Here is a 16,258-nt window from a genome sequence, read left to right on the forward strand (position 1 = left end):
CGAATACTGCGCCCAACGAGGCAAGCAAATGCATCAAGTCGACATGCAAACTCATGGCGTTCGTGGCTGGACGCCGCAGGAGGCGGAGCTCACGTTCACATGCCTGTTGAGTTAGACGGCGTTGGTGAAATGCTGTCTCGCCAGATTTTCTAGCTGCACGTGATTGACACAAAAGCCCCGCAGCGCAAAACGCTGGGGGCTTTTTGTTGGCGCCATCGCCCACGCCCGCCAAAGCCAATCGCCCGCTCGCTGCAAGCCGCAAGACGACCGGTCCAACTCGGCCCCGTGCACGCCAGCTAAACAGACATCCCCCTTCAGGCGCGAGGCGCTTCCTCGCGACCGCCCCCAACATCACGAAGGGAATAAATGGCGGAGTCTTCCGAGTGCATACAGTCTATAAACGTATGCGCTCGCTTCTCCGCGTATCTGAACGCATCCTGCTCAGAGATGAATTCCAGTTGCTCTGGAAAACTTGCAACCTTTTGTACAGGTTGACTCGACGAACTGATAGTCCAGGACACCTTGTACCGGCGTCCGACATTGTGCAAACACAACGTCTTCCCGGTCGTGACCTGAACGTCGATTCTGAACCCGCGATACGGAGCATAGGTTTGGCAAACCATGATCAATCTCCTGACGCGATGGTCCGCGTATGCAGCCAACATCGCGCAACCGCCATGCCCCAAGGTGAGCCACCAGGGAAACTACCACCTGGTTCAGAAAGGCTGAGCAAAAAAAAGCCGCAGGCAACGCTGCGGCTCAAAACACACACACCGCGCTCGGGGCGCTGACGTGAGCCATTATCTTACAGAAACCTGTCGATGAATATAACCAGGGATTTCATATGATGTTTTCAAAAACGCTTACCGAGCCGTGATCGACTACTGCTCGATATACATCCGCCATTCCGGGAATTGCTCGAAGAAGCTTTGGCTCACGTAGACCTGGTACAGAACCGGTGAGCTACTGTCGGTCGTGGACCCGGGCTCGCCCAACACAGTCAGTCCCGGATCAACGCCAGAGAGGCTCGCCCATGCGCTGAGATCGTCCGGCAGGTCGGCGGCTTCCTCGCGCGGCACACGCAATTTGATCGGTTTCATGGGGTCTCCGACAAATGGTGAAGGGCATCTGCCGAATATCATACAAAGAAGCGGTGCGGCCGTGTCAGCTGTGCCTCGATGCTGGAGCGTTTTTCACGAAATTGCCTGTTCACCCTGCCGCCTTGACCCCAAAGCGACTATCCGCATCTCTTGCGACGCGGCGGCCAGATACACCGGGGTACATAGCCACTTCGACGCGCGCACTCAATACGATACGTTTCGCCCCCTCGCACCGAGCCCGCGAAGCTTCGTCACCACGGCACGCAGCGGCGCCGTGATTCGCCAGGAGGTCGACGACTCGAGTTCCCTGATCGTCGAAGTCCGTGATGCGATCTCCTCTTGCATCACTGCGACCTTGGCTCGCATTTCCGCAAGAGCTTGTTCGGCTTCGGCGAGCCGCTCAGCCGGGTCGGCGCTCATGCTCACCGCCCTCTCCGTACCCACCGGAGCGCCGTAGAACTCCTCGGTCGTAAGCTCAACGCGAGGAGGTTCCTTGCGAAAAACAATGATCATCTCTCCGCCGGTTTCTCCGCGCGCAGGCACGAAGTCGACGAGATTGAATTCCACGAAACCCATCTTCAGGATCGGCTTCAAGACCTTGGACACGATCGTGCCGCTCTCGAAAACGTGGCTATGAATACCGACATGCGGAGGCGCCTGCAGCTTCTGCCGGATACGGTTCATATCCAGCTTGTCGGCCACGTGCATCGGCTTGTTGACGAATGCTTCGTCGTAATAGATCTCGCATTCGATTTGATGTTCGCGCGGGATTTCCTCGACGCCCGCCAGATACTCGGCCACGAAATGGCTCAGCGCCGTGTCTTGCCTATACTTGTCGAAACTGAACTTCTTGTCGGGCAAGGCGAGAAACAGGATTCCGCCCGGCTGCATCATGTCGCATAAGTCGGACAGCCATTGAATCATGTTGGGCGCGTGTTCCATCACATGATTCGCGATTATGTAGTCAAACTTATCGCTGATGTAGTCGCCGTACCGGTTCGAATGAACCACGTAATCGATGTCGGGTATGTCGACAATCATGTCCGGGTGCGTGCACTCCCGAACCAGTTGCTCTTTATCTTTCCAGTCCAGATATCGCACATCCGCTTCCGACTTGAAGACGGTTGGCTGATCGTACGGCCCTATCTCGAGACCGACTCCCGACAGATTGGCATGTTTCAGAAGATGTCCGCGGCGCAGCGTCGTGACCAGATTCATGAACTACCTCTCGACGTGGGGACTGGCACCGTGCAACTTACCATGTCTTGCACGGCAGCCGAACAAATCAATTAACTATCGACACCCGAACCAACGTGGAACGCTGATCCGTCACGACCTTCGCAATGACGAGTGCTGCGGCTAACGGTGTCAGCGGATAACCCAACGCCTGCAACGAAAACTCGACGCCGGTCTCGCTCAGCAGCACGAAACAGAGATAGGCAGCAGCAACCGGCCACAACTTGCCGGCCCAGGAGGTCCAGCGGCGAGGCGCCACTGCCAGCAACGCGCCGATCAGAAGACCGTCGGAGTGAGTATCGAAACCACAATAAACGCGGACCACCGGGAAGTCATGCGACATCAGAAACGAACGCCACCCAATCACCGCGACCGTGAGAAGCGCGACCGCGATCAGGATGCGCCGTGGCCAAAATTTCAACACGCCCAGCAGGATCAGCGGCCAGACGAGGTAAAACTGCTCCTCGATCGCGAGGGTCCATGTATGTCCGGTGAGATGCGCATCGTAGATCTCGAACGCACGCACCCAATTCATCACATAGAAGAAAGCCGGCAGGACTTCCAGACCCAATCTCAACGGGGCAGGAAATATCAGACAATAGACACCGACGCCTGCAAGCATCAGCAATAGAGCCGGATAAAGCCGCCGGGCGCGCCGCCAATAAAACGCCGGCAAATCGATCCGGCCGGTGCGCAAGTGTTCGGCTACGAGTAGGTTGGTGATCAGGTAGCCGCTCAATACGAAAAATACATCGACACCGACATACCCGCCCCCCACAACGCCGGCAAGACCGGTATGCGCAAGAAATACCGCAATGACGGAAAGTGCGCGTAAGCCGTCGAGGCCAGCAATCCGGACGTGCTGAGGTTGATTCATTGCCTATTCCGGGGACGCGTCGCGAATATCCCACTACGCGGATGGTGACAGTCGATAATTTCTCGAGATGTTTGGTAAGGATCGGGCTACGACAGTTCCACGAGTCGCCTAATACCCTATATGGCCGCAGCGATGGTCGTCGTCGCACGAGAAGGCCGCTGTGGCGGCGTCGAACTGTGCAAATCACGCACAAACTTTGTTTAGCCCACAGCGTTGTTGCGGCGCTTCGCCCGCCTTAGACTCGGTTCCTCTCCAATCACTGCCGAAAAGAACCATGTCCAGCCGCACACTTCGTAGCATCCTCGGTGCCTGCCCACCCGCTGCGCTGCCGGCTCACACCACCGCGTTGCTGTTGGTCGACTTTCAGAACGAATATTTCACGGGCTCGCTGCCCATTCCCGATGGCGCGGCGGCGTTGCAAAACGCGCGCCAGCTTGTCGAATGCGCTGACCACCATGGGTGGCACGTCGTCCACGTGCAGCACGTTGCACCGGCCGGCTCGCCTCTGTTTGCCGCCGGTGGCCGGCAAGTCGAAATTCACGCGGACCTGCAACCGAAACCCGCGCATCGCGTCGTCGAGAAAAGCTCCGTGAGCGTGTTTGCCAGCACGGATCTCGCGCGTATGCTAAAAGACGATGGCATCACGCATCTCGTCATGGGTGGCCTCATGACGCACGCCTGCGTAGCCGGTGCCGCGCGAGACGCAGTGCCGGCAGGCTTTGAAGTTGTCGTGGTCGCCGACGCATGCGCGACCCGCGAAATCGTCGTCGACAGTGAGTTGCGCGTTGGGCACGCCACGCTGCATCTGTCGGCCCTGGCTGAAATCGCGGATACGTTCGGCTCGGTGATGAGCACGAGCGACGTCCTGTCGCTGGCCGCCTGATAAATGGCACGAAGCTCATCATGTCATTCGGATATTCCGGCATCCTACTGATTGTCGAGGGCGGTGCTCGTTAGTGGCTACGACGACGTCATGGTAGCATCGGGCGGCTCGGCATCGAGCGTCACCGGCCGAATCGAAGCTACGTTTGGCGACGTGATGAGCACGTCGGAAATTATTCACTTACCGCTGCGCTAAGCATTGGCCCGATTCACCTTCGTGGTGACGCCGCGTAGCGCCAATCTCGCCCATGGACCAGTTGCTTGCAATGCGTGCCTTCCGCTTCATCGTCGAAGCGCAGGGATTTTCGGCTGCGGCCGAACGGCTCGACACCACGCATTCGAGCGTGTCGCGTCAATTGAAGCAACTCGAGGTTTCGCTCGGTGTTCAGTTGCTCAACCGTAACACGCGGCGCTTTACGCTGACGGCCGCGGGTGAACGCTACTACAGGGCCAGCGTCGATATTCTCGATCGCGTGGAAGCAGCGGCGCAGGCCATGGCGGACGAACATCAACAGGCGGCCGGCTTGCTGCGCGTCACCGCGCCGCTTGCCATCGGCACACTCGAACTGGCTGACTGGCTTCCGGCGTTCCAGAAGCGTTATCCCGACATCCAACTAGAGCTATCGTGCAGCGATCAGTTCGTCGACCTCGTTGCAGAGGGCTTCGACGTAGCGCTGCGCATCAGCGGACCATTGGCGGACACGACGCTGGTTGCGAGGACCTTGGCCGTCTCGGACGTCGTGCTGGTTGCATCGCCGACCTATCTGGCTCGACACGGACTCCCACACACAGCCGGGCAAGTCGCCGAACACGAGTTATTGTCTTTTACCGGCGCGCTCGAACCGACAGAATGGGTGCTGACGTCCGAACAAGGCGCGCCAATCCATGTCTTGCCGCGCAGCCGGCTGAGAACGGACGCTATCACTGCGCTCTACTCCGCGGTGCTCGCGGGCGCGGGTATTGCCGCCTTCACGCGGCAGACGGTTCAGACAGACATCGGAAGCGGCCGTCTCGTTCAAGTCTTGCCAGGCTACACGCTCGGAAGCCGCCACTACTACGCGCTGTATCCGCAAACGCGTTATGTGGCGCCCAAGGTACGGGCGTTCGTCGATCACATGGCTGAGCACTATCGCGGACGATGACGATGCGCTCGACGCAGCGTCGAGCGAACGCAAATAGAGGAGCGAGAGACAACCCAAGATCCACGCAGAAAGCGCGTCGGGTCCAAGGTGAACGACGGCCGGCCGGCGAAACTCGCCGCCCGGCCGCCTGAATCGATTACGACGGACGCTTCGGAATATCCAGTCCCTTCGCCACGGCCGGTCGCGCGACGAACGCAGCCAGTGCGCGCGTCACGTTCGGGAAGTCCTGAATGCCGACGAGATCGCCCGCTTCATAGAAGCCGATCAGGTTACGCACCCAAGGAAACGTGGCGATATCGGCGATCGAATACTTATCGCCCAGAATCCAGTCACGTCCTTCGAGTTGCCGATCCAACACGCCGAGCAGCCGTTTCGATTCGCCGATATAGCGATCGCGCGGACGCTTGTCGTCGTACTCCTTGCCGGCGAACTTGTGGAAGAAACCCACCTGGCCGAACATCGGTCCGATGCCGCCCATCTGGAACATCACCCACTGGATCGCTTCATAGCGGCCGACGGCATCCTGCGGAATGAACCGGCCGCTCTTGTCCGCGAGATAAATCAGGATCGCGCCGGATTCGAACAGCGGCAGCGGCTTGCCGTCAGGCCCGTTCGGATCGATGATCGCCGGAATCTTGTTGTTCGGATTGAGCGACAGAAACTCCGGCGTCATCTGATCGTTGGCATCGAAGCGCACGAGATGCGGCTCGTACGGCAAACCCGTTTCTTCGAGCATGATCGACACCTTCACGCCATTGGGCGTGGGCAGCGAGTAGAGCTGAATCCGGTCAGGATGCTCGGCAGGCCATTTCTTCGTGATCGGAAAAGCGGATAGTTCGGTCATGTGGCGGTGTAACCCTTGTGCGAAAGTGGCGGCTTGAAAAGAGAATCGGGCCCCGGCAGCCGACCGGACGACCGGCAGCGAAGATCCCAATGCAAGATCGCCAAATATAAACCGACTCGGCGCAACGCGTGCGCGCGCGGCCCGATGCTCCTATCGGCACGCAAGGTTTTACAGTCGACGTGTAACCGGAGTGGCCCGCGAACGCAAAACGCGCACGCTAGCCCGCACTCACCACAAATCCTTGGTCGCCGTGCCGGCGCGCAGGTTATAACCATCGCGCCACAAGGACGCGCCGACCGTCAGCAACAGCGTCTTCTGCTCGCCGTCGAGCAGTTCCCACGCCGCCGCCAGCCAACTGGCGAAGCTCGCGCAGGTCTGTTCCAGGTCCACGGGCGTTTTGCCCTCGAGGTATTGCCGTTCGAACATCGAAAGAATTTTTTCGGGTGTCATGGGCGCCGTCTCCGTGTTGGATGCGCCAAGTCTAAAGGCGGCGCACCGCGTGCGGAATGCTCTCGACGCCAATCCCGGGTTACTCCCAGGCAAAATCCGCCATCGGTCGAAAAAGGGCTGTTGCGCGACGCAAAAGCGTCGGCAAAAAGGAAAAGGCGCCGAAGCGCCTCTTCCGTCGAACCCGTCGCAAGCCGAATTACGGCGCGTTGCGCTTCGCGTTGTCCTTGGCGTCTTCCTTCGCGTCGCCATAGGCCTTTTGCACCTTGCCCGCGCCTTGTTGCAGATCGCCCTTCAGTTCCTTGCCCGGATTGTTCGTGGCCTTGCCGACCGCTTCGTTGACCTTGCCCTTGACCTGCTCAGTCACACCCTTCACCTGGTCCTTGTTCATGTTCGGCTCCACTATTTGGAATGCCGGCGCGACATTACGCCAGTATCCGTACTCAGCAACGGGTGTGCCCGTGCCTGCGCACGGCCTCGTTTCTCCAGTGCGCGTCGCGTAAAAATATTTTCAGAAAGGCCTAAAGTCCCGCCTCTGCCTGCCGTAAAGGTGCCAAGGAGGAGCCATGGACCGCACACTCATTACGCTTTCGGGATCATCCCAGGCCGCATTGATCGACCGGGACATCGCGCATATTGCGCGTGTGATGCGGCCGTCTTTACACGGCGACCTGGGCGGCCCGATCCTGCCGGCCGCGTATTGGCGCAAGCGTCTGTACCAGCTGCTCGACGCCGGCAACCTGTCCCACGCGCAACTGTGCACGGTCGACAGCCTCCTGCTCCAGCTCGATCAGTACGAAGCCGAACCTCAACTGGCCTGGGACGCATTGGCGCCTGCCACCGCCGCCCTGTTCCCACCGCCCTATCCGGCCAACGCCAGCCACCCGGTCTGACGCGCTGCGAGCCTGAACCCCGGCCCTTCCCGGGCCGGCGGCAGCCCCTTTGCACGAGTTAAAAAAAGGCCGCGAAACACGTCGCGGCCTCAACACGTCGCAACGCGGGGAATTCGCGTCACGCCAGAAGCGTACACGCGCAACTGTGACAGCCACATTTAGCCGTGGACTTCCCCTGTCTCCGGTGTGCCGAACCTGGAAATTTTCTGCCCGAGCTGCGCAAAAAATAGGGAAATGGGACGACCTTAGGTCATAATGTCCGCAAAAATTCCCAGCAAGGACACCCGTGACCCTCGCCGCACCGCTCGCACTGCTCAAGCAAGCGCGCGCCCGCTTCACTCAACGCGAAATCGCCGCGCACGTCGGCAAGGACATCAAGACGGTGCGCCGCTGGGAAAAAGGCGAAACGCAGTGCCCGGCGATGCTGGAACCGGCCTTGCGCGATCTGCTGCAAAACCGCGCGCGGGCCAAACGCAGCGCGGGCGGCGACGCCCAGTTCCGCTTCATCGATCTGTTCGCCGGCATCGGCGGGATTCGCATGGGCTTCGAGGCGCATGGCGGCGACTGCGTCTTTACGAGCGAGTGGAACGACTTTTCCACCAAGACCTATCGCGAGAATTACCCTGGCGGCGGCGAGCATGCGCTGATCGGCGACATCGTCTCGTTTCCGGCTGAAGACGTGCCGAGCCACGACGTGCTGCTCGGCGGCTTCCCGTGCCAGCCGTTTTCGATCGCCGGCGTGAGCAAGAAGAACGCGCTGGGCCGGCCGCACGGTTTCGAATGCACGACCCAGGGCACGCTCTTTTTCGACGTCGCGCGGATCATCGCGGCGAAACGCCCCACCGCGTTCCTGCTGGAGAACGTGAAGAATCTGCTCTCGCACGACAAGGGCCGCACCTTCGACGTGATCCTGCAAACCCTGCGCGACGAACTCGGCTACGAAGTGCACTATCGCGTGGTCGACGGCCAGCATTTCACGCCGCAGCATCGGGAACGGATCATCATCGTCGGCTTTCGCGGCAAGACTTCGTTCTCCTGGGACGACCTGCATCTGCCGGCAGACGGCCCGCGCCTCGGCTCGATCCTGCATCGCACGGACGGCAGTGAACCGGTGCTGCCGTGGGACCAGGATCGCTTCTTCGATCACACGGGCCGACGCGTCCAGCCCAAGTACACGCTCACGCCGAACCTCTGGACCTATCTGCAAAACTACGCGGAGAAACATCGCGCGGCAGGCAACGGTTTCGGCTTCGGCATGGCCTATCCGAACAGCGTGACGCGCACGCTGTCGGCGCGCTATCACAAGGACGGCTCCGAGATCCTGATCTATCAAGGCGAGGCACTGCGTCCGCGCCGCCTCACGCCACGTGAATGCGCGCGGCTGATGGGTTTTCCCGATACCTTCCGGATCCCAGTAAGCGACACGCAGGCCTACCGGCAATTCGGCAACAGCGTCGTGATGCCGGTGATGCGCGAAGTGGCGCGCATCATGCTGCCGCATGTGCAAACCCTGCTCGCCGAGGAGACGCGCCATGGTTCGAAGCAAACGCTCTCGCTTTACGCGTGAGCGGTCAGCGTGTGTCGGTGGCCGGCGTGTCGAAACCTTCGAAACACTAGCTAAGCGCTAAAGATGGTCGATATCGTCGACAGCGCGACGCGCAGCCGGATGATGTCCGGCATCCGCGGCCGCAATACCAAACCGGAAATCCTGATCCGCAGCCTGCTGCACCGGCAGGGCTTTCGCTTCCGTCTGGATGCGCGCGATCTGCCGGGACGCCCGGACATCGTCTTGCCGCGCTACCGCGCTGTCGTGCTGGTGCACGGCTGTTTCTGGCACGGCCACGACTGTCATCTTTTCAAATGGCCGCAAACGCGGCCGGAGTTCTGGCGCGACAAGATCGGCCGCAATCGCAGCAACGACGACAAGGTTCGAGCGGCGCTGCTCGCCAACGGCTGGCGCGTCGCGGTGGTATGGGAATGCGCTTTACGCGGCGCCAATCGCGATATCGAGGGTGTCTTGCAGCGGCTCGTCGAGTGGCTGAAGAGCGACGCGCCGAGCTGCGAGGAACGCGGCTGAAAGCCGCCTGTAGCCTCGCCGCCTGCCACGAATTCGAAGGCCGCTGGTGATACACTCGACTGGCTAACTCGGGGTACTTCCGCGCGGCGCCCTGCCCTGCAAACCGGTTGCAAAACCGCACGCCCCGACCATCCCAGAACCACTCAAGAAGGGAGGCACATCATGGCAGATTTCCGTCTCTGGTCCGACGAATTTCCCACCAACGGCTTCATGCCGAAAGCCCACGAATACCACGACAAGGCCTTCGGCGTGGACGGCGAGAACATCTCGCCCGCGTTGCAATGGGAGGCGCCGCCGCCCGACACGCAAAGCTTCGCGCTCACCGTTCACGATCCCGACGCGCCCACCGGCAGCGGCTTCTGGCACTGGGTCGTGGTGAACATTCCGGGTGACGCCCGCTCGCTGCCGCGCAACGCCGGCAAGGCGGATGGCTCGTTGCTGCCGCAAGGCGCGCTGCAGGTGCGCAACGACTACGGCACGGTCGGCTTCGGCGGCGCCGCGCCGCCGCGCGGCGACAAGGCGCATCGCTACATTTTCCGTCTGCATGCGCTGCGCGTGCCGCATCTGCCGATCAACGCGGACACCACCAACGCGGTGGCGCGCTTCATGACGCATCTGAACGAACTCGACTCGACCACTCACACCGGCTTGTACGAACTCAAATAACGCGGGAGACGCGGTGGCCGGCGCGCGCAAGCAGCGCCGGCCACCGCCGCCGCGGCTGCCGGCTCTTTCAGGTCGGCACGCGGCACGCGCACGCGGCGAGCCACCCCACTAAAACTCCAACAATCGATGCACGCACAACCACCGCGCAAGAACGGCGCCATACCCGCCGAAGCGGCCGACACACTCGCCCCCGACAGCTCGTTCTCCGACAACACCGAACAAGGCTTGCCGATTCCGCAGCGCTATTGGGCGATGCTGGTCATCGCACTCGCCCTCACGCTCGCGGTGCTCGACAGCGCGATTGCCAACGTGGCGCTGCCGACTATCGCGCGCAACCTGCACGCGAGCGCGGCCGGCTCGATCTGGGTCGTCAACGCCTATCAGTTGGCGATCACGATCTCACTGCTGCCGCTCGCCTCGCTCGGCGACCGCATCGGCTACCGGCGTATCTATCTCTCCGGGCTGATCCTGTTCACGGTGGCGTCGTTCGGTTGCGCCTTGTCGACTTCGCTGCCGACTCTCGCGCTCGCTCGCGTGATTCAAGGCTTCGGCGCGGCCGGCATCATGAGCGTGAACACGGCGCTGGTGCGCATGATCTATCCGCCCGCGCAGCTCGGGCGTGGCATCTCGATCAACGCAATGGTGGTCGCGGTGTCATCGGCGGTCGGGCCGACCGTCGCTTCCGGCGTGCTCGCCGTCGCCTCGTGGCCGTGGCTGTTCGCCATCAACGTGCCGATCGGCATCGCGGCTATCGTCGGCGGCTTCAAGGCGCTGCCGATGAACCCCGGCCACGAATCGCCCTACGACTACCTCAGCGCGGTGATGAACGCGTTCGTCTTCGGCCTGCTGATTTTTGCGGTCGATGGACTCGGCCACGGCGAGGGGTTCGGCTACGTCGCGCTCGAAGCGATCGGCGCGGCGGTAATCGGCTATTTCTTCGTGCGCCGTCAGTTGACGCAGCCCGCGCCCTTGCTGCCGATCGATTTGCTCAGGATTCCCATCTTCGCGCTCTCGATCGGCACCTCGGTCTGCTCGTTCTGCGCTCAGATGCTCGCCTTCGTGTCGCTGCCCTTTATGTTGCAGGAAACGCTGGGGTTGTCGCAGGTCGAAACCGGGCTGCTCATGACGCCTTGGCCCGCCGTGATCATCATCGCGGCGCCGATTGCGGGCCTGCTGTCGGACAAGGTGTCGTCGGGATGGCTGGGTGGCGTCGGACTTGTCGCGATGACGGTCGGGCTGTTGCTGCTCGCCACGCTCGGCGCGCATCCGGACGCCATGCAGATCGCGTGGCGCATGGCCTTGTGCGGCGCCGGCTTCGGCATCTTCCAGTCGCCGAACAATCGCACCATACTGTCCGCGGCGCCGCGCGAGCGCAGCGGCGGCGCGAGCGGCATGCTGGGCACCGCGCGTCTGACCGGCCAGACGCTCGGCGCGGCGCTGGTTGCGCTGATCTTCGGCATTGCGCCACAACACGGGCCGATCATCGCGCTCTATGTGGCCGCGTGCTTCTCGGCGGTTGCCGCGGTGATCAGCACGACGCGCGTCATGCAACGGGTCAACGCGCAACCGGCCTGAACGCTCGATTGAAGGGGACGGTCATGCCAACGCAAAAAGGGCGCGCCTCGCATGTCGCGATTCGCGCCCTTCTCTTCCAAACCCGCAAACGCTATTCGGAAGACGTGACCAGCACACGCGGCCGCACTGCAAGCCGCGCGACCGTTGATCCGGCTACGACGACGCGGTCACGTCAGCGAGCTTTACCGCTTTGGCCGTCACCGAAGATGCCGTCGCGACGTTGCGCAGATCGGCAAGGAAGGTATCGCGCCAGACCGACAGATTGTTCTCGCGCATCGGCGCCATCATGTCGGCGTGTCGCGCCTGGCGCTCGGCGAGCGGCATCGAGAGCGCGCGTTCCAACGCTTCGGCCATCTGCGACAGATCGAACGGGTTGACGACCAGCGCGCCCGGCAGTTGTTCGGCGGCGCCGGCGAATTGCGACAGCACCAGCACGCCCGGATCGGCCGGATCTTGCGACGCCACGTATTCCTTCGCGACGAGGTTCATGCCGTCGCGCAGCGGCGTCACGTAGCCGACCTGCGATTGACGGAACAGCGCCATCAGCAAATTGCGTTCGTACTTGCGGTTCAGGTATTGGATCGGCGTCCAGTCGAGCTGCGCGAACCGGCCGTTGATGCGGCCCGCTTCGCCCTCGAGCGTCTGACGAATCCGCTGGTAGGTCGTCACGTCCGCGCGTGTCGGCGGCGCGATCTGCACCAGCGATACGCGGCCGTGCCACCCCGGTGCGTTGAGCAGCAGCCGCTCGAACGCCTGGAAGCGCTCCACCAGACCCTTCGAGTAATCGAGGCGGTCGACGCTCATGATCAGCTTGCGTCCGCGCATGCCGTCGCGCAGGCTGCGCACCGGCTTGCGGTCGGTGAACTGCTCGGCGGCTTTGGCGATCGCGTCCGGATAGATCCCGATCGGATACGCGCCCACTTTCAGGAAACGGTTGTACGCGTGCACCATGCCGTCCTCGCTCGAGGTGCCGTGCTGGCCGCGCTCGATAAAGTCGACGAACGACTGGCGATCCGCGTCGGTCTGAAAGCCGATCACGTCGTAGCTGCACATGGCCTTGACCAGTTCTTCGTGCGGCGGAATCGTGCGCAGCACTTCCGGCACCGGAAACGGAATGTGCAGAAAGAAACCGATCGGATTCTTCACGCCGAGTTCGCGCAGGCAGCGCGCGAACGGCAGCAGGTGATAGTCGTGGACCCAGATAATGTCGTCGGGCTTGAGCAACTCCTTGAGCTGCTTCGCGAGCGTCGCGTTGACGCGCTGGTAGCCCGCGTATTCCTGCCGGTCGTAGCGCGACAAGTCATTGCGATAGTGGAACGTCGGCCACAGCGTCGCATTGGAAAAACCGCGGTAGTACTGGTCATAGTCGCGCTTGGTGAGGCCCACCGTCGCGTACGTCACATTGCCTTGTTTCTCGATCACCGGAGCGCTCGGCTCACTCACCGTTTCGCCGCTCCAGCCGAACCAGACCCCGCCGCTTTCCTTCAGCGCGTCCAGCACGCCGATAGCGAGGCCACCCGCTGCGGGACGGCCTTCCTGAGTCGGCGCGACACGATTCGATACCACGATCAGTCTGCTCATTGGTGCTCCACCTAGTTCAGTTGTTTCGTTGCATACGGATATGTGCCGAAAAGGTGCACGCAAGTCGCGTGCCGTTTTTTGAGACGCTGGAAATAAAAATGTATGCAAATGTGACAGACGAGCAAAAACGCGCGGCCCTATCACGCCGCGAAGAATTTTTTTCTGTTATGTATGACAAAACCGGAAAGCCTCTTACCGGCCGTCAAATCGGCTCAGGCGTCCTGCTCCGAGCCGAGGTCGCGCTGGTATTCCAGCCCTTCCGAACGCACGCCGCCCTGGTTGTGCTCGCCGTCAGGCGGCGCATCGGGCGCGACACGGTTCTGCCCTGCCGGATCGGGCGACGCCGGCGGGCTGTCTTTGCTGCCGCCCGGCCGGGAATCGCGCTTCGAGTGGCGCGCTGAACGTCGCAATGCTGGATGTCTCATGATCCACGCCTCCAGGGGAAGCCCGCCGCCAAGTTTGCGGCATTCATACAGTCTAGGGGTCACGACGGTAATTTGCCGGTAAAAGATGCGCCGGCTTTGTAACAAGTACATAAATTCCGTGCGCCGGACTGTGGTGTAACGCACAGAACGAGTCAGAGTTGCATGCGTAGCGGCTGTAACGTCTGACGTTGACTGGCTTGTGGCGTTTGCGTGGGCTGCGGCGGCGGATCGCCGATCGGCGGAGCGACCGGTTCTATGGGTTCGATCGGTTGCGGACTCGGATCGGGGCTCGGAACGGGAACGGTGTCGGGCTCGCCGGGGCTCGGCGGCGCAACCGGAGGCGGTGACGGCGGCTCGATCGGCTCGGGACGGTGAGCGTGCATCGGCAGGGGAAGCGCGGGAGCGGCAGCGTAGTCCGGCATGTTATTTATCCTCGTTTGCGTTCCACCAGATCGCAGCAAGGCCTGTGCCGTTACGGATGCGCCCCCGGCTGGCTGGCGCCTGTCGTGTCAGCGGCGCGGGTGGCGTTAAGCGTCCGCGCCGCCCAGCGCGCGTGATTCGTCGGCGGCGTCGCCGTCGTCACGCGCGTCGTTGCCGTACTCGACCAGACGGTTGTACAGCGTCTTCAGGCTGATGCCGAGAATCTCGGCGGCCCGCGTCTTCACGCCGCCGCACTGCTCGAGCGTAGCCACGATCAACTGACGGTCCGCTTCGGCGAGCGATGTGCCGAACGGAATCGTGATCGCCGTGCCGGCAGCGGGCTTCGACAGCGTGATCTGTAGCGGCACCGTCGCCGTGCTGTCCGAATCCGAACCGGACATGATGTGCGCGCGCTGCACATAGTTCTTCAGTTCGCGCACATTGCCCGGCCACGGATAGGACATGAGCATGTCCTTCACGGCCGCGGGGAAATGCTTCTTCGTGCTGTGACGTTCGTTGAGTTCGTCGAGGAACGCCTGAGCCAGCAGTTCCACATCCTTGCCCCGGTCGCGCAACGGCGGCAGGCTGATCGGGAACACGTTCAACCGATGGTACAAGTCGAGCCGCAGCTTGCCTTCCAGCACGGCCTGCTCGGGATCGCGGTTGGTCGCCGCAATCAGGCGCACATCGGTTTCGATTTCCTTGGTCGTGCCGACCCGCATGAACATGCCGGTTTCCAGCACGCGCAACAGCTTCACCTGCAACTCGATCGGCATCTCGGTGATTTCGTCGAGGAACAGCGTGCCGCCGTTCGCTCGCTCGAAATAGCCCTTGTGCTGACGATCGGCGCCGGTAAACGAGCCACGCTCGTGGCCGAACATTTCCGATTCGATCAGATTCGGCGAGATCGCGCCGCAGTTCACCGCAAGAAACGCGTGCTTGCGACGCAAGCTCAGTTGATGCAGTGTCTGCGCGGCGACTTCCTTGCCGGTGCCCGACTCGCCCACCAGCATGACCGAGGCCGCCGTCGGCGCGACACGGCCGATCTGGTCGTAGACCTCCTGCATGGCCGGCGAATTGCCGAGCATCAGGCCGAAGCGGCCCATGCGGCGCAATTCGCCGCGCAACGTGCCGATTTCCGCCTTCAGGTCACCGGCGCGCGGCAGGCGCGAGAGGATCGCCTTCACGCGCTGCATGTTGATCGGCTTCACCAGATAGTCGGTGGCGCCCATCTTCAGCGCGTTGACGGCCGACTCCACCGTGGCATGGCCGGTAATCACGATCACTTCCACGCCTGAGCGTGGATCCAGATCTTCGAACAGATCGACCCCGCTACCGTCGGGCAGCTTCAGGTCCGTAAAGACGACGTCCGGCATCTGCCGGACCAGTTGAATGCGCGCTTCGCGCAAATCGCCCGCGGTGGCGGTGGTCAGGCCGTCTTCCCCGATGATGGCGGAAAGCGCCTCGCGGGTACCAGCATCGTCATCGACAATCAGTACATGTGGCATCGCGTCTCGAAAGCCTGCAAGCGTGGGGATGGGAAAACATGCAAACGCGCATGCTGAAAAGCGTGCCGTCGACCTGGCGCTGCGCCGTTGGCGCGGGCTCTAATGTGAGCACCCACCAACTTTAAGGCAACGCACCAAGCCGACGACTTGATTCAATCTTGCAACAATACAAGGGCAAACCCGCCCGCCCAAAGCGTCATTGTTGTTTATTTGCCTATTATAAGGCTTTATCGAGACAAATTAGCAAGCTGTACGGGGCGCCGCCCCGTCAGTGCGGTGCGTCGGCGATGCCGTACAGGCGAGCCCGCTCAACTGCGCGGGAACGGCCATGCGCCGCCATTGCCATTCGGATAAGCGGAGCCGTTGGCGCCATGCGCGCTCGGGCTCGCGTCGCCCGCCGTGGTCGCCTGATTGGCGGTCGGCGCAGCCGGCGCGGCGACCGTGCCGCCCTCGTTCTCCCAACGGCTCAATTCGCGCGCCACAGGAACTTGTGCCGCACGGTTGCGCTGCTGTACGTAGCGCACAGCCAGAAAACCGCCGAGCGCCATCAGTGCGCCGAAGATGCCGATTTTGGGTCGTGCCATC

General features: G+C 62.0%; 18 protein-coding genes. 7 read left to right on the forward strand and 11 right to left on the reverse strand.

Translation table 11 applies throughout. The features are described 5' to 3' along the window. Positions 1 to 881 precede the first annotated feature (881 nt). The 3 genes from B0G74_RS14600 to B0G74_RS14610 all read right to left on the reverse strand — a co-directional run bounded on the left by B0G74_RS14600 (position 882) and on the right by B0G74_RS14610 (position 3,213). Positions 882 to 1,100 (reverse strand): hypothetical protein, encoded by a 219-nt coding sequence (locus B0G74_RS14600; RefSeq protein ID WP_132375493.1) that lies wholly within the window; start codon positions 1,098 to 1,100, stop codon positions 882 to 884. A 204-nt stretch (positions 1,101 to 1,304) separates the two neighbouring features. Next, on the reverse strand, positions 1,305 to 2,318 hold the full coding sequence (locus tag B0G74_RS14605; protein ID WP_132375495.1) for a methyltransferase domain-containing protein: 1,014 nt from the start codon (positions 2,316 to 2,318) through the stop codon (positions 1,305 to 1,307). A 67-nt stretch (positions 2,319 to 2,385) separates the two neighbouring features. After that, positions 2,386 to 3,213 (reverse strand): acyltransferase, encoded by an 828-nt coding sequence (locus tag B0G74_RS14610; RefSeq protein WP_132375497.1) that lies wholly within the window; start codon positions 3,211 to 3,213, stop codon positions 2,386 to 2,388. Between the two features lie 274 nt (positions 3,214 to 3,487). Here B0G74_RS14610 and B0G74_RS14615 point away from each other — a divergent pair, with 274 nt between their 5' ends. Next, positions 3,488 to 4,096 (forward strand): isochorismatase family protein, encoded by a 609-nt coding sequence (locus tag B0G74_RS14615; protein WP_132375498.1) that lies wholly within the window; start codon positions 3,488 to 3,490, stop codon positions 4,094 to 4,096. A 247-nt stretch (positions 4,097 to 4,343) separates the two neighbouring features. After that, positions 4,344 to 5,237: a LysR family transcriptional regulator gene (locus tag B0G74_RS14620; protein WP_132375499.1), complete on the forward strand. Its 894-nt coding sequence runs from the start codon at positions 4,344 to 4,346 to the stop codon at positions 5,235 to 5,237. A gap of 136 nt (positions 5,238 to 5,373) precedes the next feature. Here B0G74_RS14620 and B0G74_RS14625 read toward each other — a convergent pair whose 3' ends face one another. From B0G74_RS14625 to B0G74_RS14635, 3 genes are all read right to left on the reverse strand, one after another. After that, positions 5,374 to 6,081, reverse strand: a complete 708-nt coding sequence (locus tag B0G74_RS14625; RefSeq protein ID WP_132375500.1) for a glutathione S-transferase N-terminal domain-containing protein — start codon at positions 6,079 to 6,081, stop codon at positions 5,374 to 5,376. Between the two features lie 228 nt (positions 6,082 to 6,309). Next, a complete protein-coding gene (locus B0G74_RS14630) occupies positions 6,310 to 6,531 on the reverse strand; it encodes a hypothetical protein (protein WP_132375501.1) in 222 nt (73 codons plus the stop codon). Between the two features lie 196 nt (positions 6,532 to 6,727). Continuing rightward, positions 6,728 to 6,919: a CsbD family protein gene (locus tag B0G74_RS14635; RefSeq protein ID WP_132375502.1), complete on the reverse strand. Its 192-nt coding sequence runs from the start codon at positions 6,917 to 6,919 to the stop codon at positions 6,728 to 6,730. A 175-nt stretch (positions 6,920 to 7,094) separates the two neighbouring features. Here B0G74_RS14635 and B0G74_RS14640 point away from each other — a divergent pair, with 175 nt between their 5' ends. From B0G74_RS14640 to B0G74_RS14660, 5 genes are all read left to right on the forward strand, one after another. Further along, positions 7,095 to 7,421, forward strand: coding sequence for a hypothetical protein (locus B0G74_RS14640; RefSeq protein WP_132375504.1), 327 nt, complete (start codon positions 7,095 to 7,097; stop codon positions 7,419 to 7,421). 286 nt (positions 7,422 to 7,707) lie between these two features. Then, complete coding sequence (gene dcm, locus B0G74_RS14645; protein WP_132375506.1) at positions 7,708 to 8,988, forward strand: DNA (cytosine-5-)-methyltransferase; 1,281 nt, start codon at positions 7,708 to 7,710, stop codon at positions 8,986 to 8,988. Positions 8,989 to 9,051: 63 nt separating this feature from the next. Next, the gene (gene vsr / locus B0G74_RS14650; protein WP_132375508.1) at positions 9,052 to 9,498 is read left to right on the forward strand and encodes a DNA mismatch endonuclease Vsr; all 447 of its coding nucleotides are present in this window, start codon (positions 9,052 to 9,054) and stop codon (positions 9,496 to 9,498) included. Positions 9,499 to 9,660: 162 nt separating this feature from the next. Beyond that, positions 9,661 to 10,164 (forward strand): YbhB/YbcL family Raf kinase inhibitor-like protein, encoded by a 504-nt coding sequence (locus B0G74_RS14655; RefSeq protein WP_132375510.1) that lies wholly within the window; start codon positions 9,661 to 9,663, stop codon positions 10,162 to 10,164. Between the two features lie 126 nt (positions 10,165 to 10,290). Further along, positions 10,291 to 11,739, forward strand: coding sequence for an MFS transporter (locus B0G74_RS14660; protein ID WP_132375512.1), 1,449 nt, complete (start codon positions 10,291 to 10,293; stop codon positions 11,737 to 11,739). Between the two features lie 153 nt (positions 11,740 to 11,892). Here B0G74_RS14660 and otsA read toward each other — a convergent pair whose 3' ends face one another. From otsA to B0G74_RS14685, 5 genes are all read right to left on the reverse strand, one after another. After that, complete coding sequence (otsA, locus tag B0G74_RS14665; RefSeq protein ID WP_132375514.1) at positions 11,893 to 13,320, reverse strand: alpha,alpha-trehalose-phosphate synthase (UDP-forming); 1,428 nt, start codon at positions 13,318 to 13,320, stop codon at positions 11,893 to 11,895. A gap of 212 nt (positions 13,321 to 13,532) precedes the next feature. Further along, the gene (locus tag B0G74_RS14670; RefSeq protein ID WP_132375516.1) at positions 13,533 to 13,745 is read right to left on the reverse strand and encodes a hypothetical protein; all 213 of its coding nucleotides are present in this window, start codon (positions 13,743 to 13,745) and stop codon (positions 13,533 to 13,535) included. A gap of 152 nt (positions 13,746 to 13,897) precedes the next feature. Beyond that, on the reverse strand, positions 13,898 to 14,167 hold the full coding sequence (locus tag B0G74_RS14675; RefSeq protein ID WP_132375517.1) for a hypothetical protein: 270 nt from the start codon (positions 14,165 to 14,167) through the stop codon (positions 13,898 to 13,900). A gap of 105 nt (positions 14,168 to 14,272) precedes the next feature. Next, a complete protein-coding gene (locus B0G74_RS14680; RefSeq protein WP_132375519.1) occupies positions 14,273 to 15,673 on the reverse strand; it encodes a sigma-54 dependent transcriptional regulator in 1,401 nt (466 codons plus the stop codon). A gap of 308 nt (positions 15,674 to 15,981) precedes the next feature. Further along, positions 15,982 to 16,257: a hypothetical protein gene (locus B0G74_RS14685; protein WP_132375520.1), complete on the reverse strand. Its 276-nt coding sequence runs from the start codon at positions 16,255 to 16,257 to the stop codon at positions 15,982 to 15,984. Position 16,258 lies beyond the last annotated feature (1 nt).

This window comes from Paraburkholderia sp. BL9I2N2 (assembly GCF_004339745.1).
Classification (GTDB): domain Bacteria; phylum Pseudomonadota; class Gammaproteobacteria; order Burkholderiales; family Burkholderiaceae; genus Paraburkholderia.